General features: G+C 52.7%; 1 protein-coding gene. It reads left to right on the top strand.

Annotated features, from left to right (window positions below; all coding sequences use genetic code 11):
• Positions 1-3,031 (top strand): calcium-binding protein (locus QUA57_RS13425; protein ID WP_445304474.1); only part of this gene is annotated, 3,031 nt, incomplete at its 5' end.
• Positions 3,032-3,284 lie beyond the last annotated feature (253 nt).

Below are 3,284 nucleotides of genomic sequence, written 5' to 3'. Positions count from 1 at the left end.
CCAAGCTGGTGACGACTACCTGTTTGGGGAAAACGGCGATGACATCCTTGATGCTGGCGAAGGTAACGATTCCCTCTACGGCGGAGACGGCAAAGATACCCTGTTCGGCGAAGCTGGCAACGACTTATTGCAAGGCGGTTTCGGCAATGACTCACTCTTAGCAGGCGACGGTAACGATACCCTTCTCGGTCAAGCTGACAACGACACTCTCTACGGCTTCGGTGGCGATGACATCCTCGAAGGCAACTCAGGAACAGACCGACTTTTTGGGGAACTCGGCAACGATACTCTCAATGGCGGTACTGAAAACGATACCCTCGAAGGCGGTGACGGTAACGACATTCTCGACGGTGGTGATAATAACGACAGTTTGTTCGGACAAGTCGGTGATGACACGGTTATCGGCAACCGGGGCGATGACTTTGTTGATGGCGGTTCCGGTAATGATTTGCTTCAGGGGAATCAAGGGCGCGATCGAATTTACGGTCAATCCGGCCTCGATACCCTGTTCGGTGGCGACGATAGCGACACTCTTTGGGGAGGAGACGACAACGACAATTTGCTGGGAGAATCCGGCAGCGATACCCTGTTCGGCGGTTTCGGCAACGACCAACTCGACGGCGGCGAAAATAATGATAGCCTCTACGGGGAAGGTGGCGATGATACCCTAGCTGGCGGAACAGGCGACGATTTTGTAGATGGCGGTACCGAAAACGACACTCTCTCCGGCAATGATGGCAGTGACAAATTATACGGTCGCCAAGGCAATGACTTCTTAGAAGGCAATGCCGATAATGACGAACTGTGGGGTGGAGATAACGAGGATACGCTGTTAGGACAAACCGGAGATGACATTCTGCGCGGCGAATCGGGCAACGACAGCCTCGATGGTGGCGAAGGGGCCGATCGACTTTTCGGTCAAATCGGCAAAGATACCCTCTCTGGTAACAATGGCGACGACTACCTAGAAGGTGGCGCGGACGATGATAGCTTAACTGGCGGCGCAGGGCGCGATCGCATTTTCGGAAATGACGGCAACGACATCGCCGACGGCAACAGCGGCGACGACTACATCGACGGCGGGGCGAACAACGATACTTTAGCAGGGGGAGAGGGGCGCGATCGAATTTTCGGTCAATCCGGCAACGACAGCCTCGAAGGTAACGACGACAACGACTTCCTCGATAGCGGTACCGGAAATGACACGCTGTGGGGCAACGACGGCGACGACGAACTCTACGGCCGCGAAGACCAAGATTTGATCGACGGCGGCCGTGGCAACGACCAAATCTACGGCGGAGATGCAGCCGACACCCTCCTCGGACAAACCGGCAGCGACAACATAGACGGCGGTTCCGGCGCAGACTCGATTCTCGGCGGCGATGGCAACGACAACATTTGGGCAAAAGCCGGCGATGACTTCATCAACGGCGGCGCCGGCAGCGATAACATTTGGGGCGACGAAGACGACGACCTGATTTTTGGAGAAGCAGGCGAAGACAAAATCGACGGCGGTTCCGGCTACGACAGCATCGACGGCGGCGCCGGCAACGACCAACTGTTCGGCGGTACGGGCAACGACCAACTGTTCGGCGGTGCCGGCAACGACAAAATTGACGGCAGCATCGACGACGACAAACTCTTCGGAGGTGCCGGCAACGACTTGATGTTTGGCAGTCAAGGGCAAGACACGATGTTAGGCGAAGTAGGGGAAGACACCCTCTACGGTGGCGACGAAACCGACTTGATGGACGGCGGGGCCAGTAACGACATGGTTGTCGGCGACTCCGGCGACGACACCCTCACAGGCGATTCCGGCGACGACACCCTCACAGGTGGTGGTGGCAACGATTGGATGGGCGGTGGTAACGGCGACGACTTAATGTTCGGCGAATGCGAGGACGACACCATGCTGGGAGGTGCCGGTCAGGACACCCTTGACGGCGGTTGTGGCAACGACTTGCTAACCGGGGAAGCCGGCAGCGACAACCTCTTGGGTAACGAAGGCGATGACAGTCTCGACGGTGGCAGCAGCAATGACACCCTTGATGGCGGTAATGGCAACGACTTCTTAAATGGTGGCAGTGGCAATGACAGCCTGAACGGTAACGAAGGCGATGACAGTCTCTACGGCGGCGAAGGAAACAACGTGCTCAAGGGCGGAAATGGCCAAGATTCGCTGATTGGAGGCAGTAGTTCCGACATATTTGTGCTAGCACCAAGTTCGGGACTTGATAACATTTTCTACTTCCAGGGCGATCGCGATTACTTCGGACTCTCACAAGACCTCACTTTTGACCAATTGCAAATCGTTCAAGGCGGCGAAAATTATACTAACGATGCTTTGATTAGCATCGCAGGTACCGGCGAACATTTAGCTTGGGTGAAAGACACTCAATTTAGTGCGATCGATAGTTCTCGGTTTATTTCCATCACCCCCGGAGCCCCGCTGCCTGGAGTTTTCAATACTCCCTCGGATATCGATTTTTTAACCGGCGAACCTGTTGATAGCGACGATGTTCTAAGTGCGATCGACAGCGGTTCTGATACTAGCTTGTCCAGCACGACTACTGAACCAATTAGTCAGCCAAACAGCACGACTATTGAACCAATTAGCCAGTCAAACAGCACGATTACTGCACCAACTAGCCAGCCAAACAGCACGACTACTAATCTAGAAAGTGCCAGCCAGCCACTGGTGACAACATCTACTAATCCAGCTATTTCAACACTAACTGCTGCCACAACTACCACCGATGACATCTTGCTAAATGGCGGTTCAATTCCAACCCTGAATAGCTTTAGTGGCATCGATGATGACATTCTCATCTACGAGTCTAACAGCTTGTTAACATCTCTAACCAGCGCTCAAACTCAGCCAATTCTACCTTTGCAAGCGGCGAGTGTTGGTAGTGCGATCGCTCCTACTGCTAATCCTTCTGGTAAGGAAGCTGACCTCTTACTTAATGCGAATTTGAGTCCCATTCAGCTACCAACAAGTAGCGATTTAAGTGGCACTTCTACCTTGTAGTAATTGTAGATTGGGGTAAGGGCGATCGAATAGATAAAAACCCGGTTGATTGAAGAAACCGGGTTTTTATTATGGTTATTTTCAGTCTGCATTACTATAGCTATCTTCTAGAAGTGCCAGTCTAGTAAGTTAGTGGTCTAACGGTATAGTTGAGCAGCAACAGACAACCTCAAACTTACAGCACTTCCGGGTGTTATGAGGTACAATAAGAATAGATTAAAAAAAATACACCAATGAAAGCATATTCAGTAGA

The sequence above is a fragment of the Microcoleus sp. Pol7_B2 genome, from assembly GCF_036701035.1.
Classification (GTDB): Bacteria; Cyanobacteriota; Cyanobacteriia; order Cyanobacteriales; family Microcoleaceae; genus Microcoleus.
The sequence above is the reverse complement of the archived record's forward strand: the minus strand, read 5'-3'. Positions and strand labels throughout refer to the sequence as shown.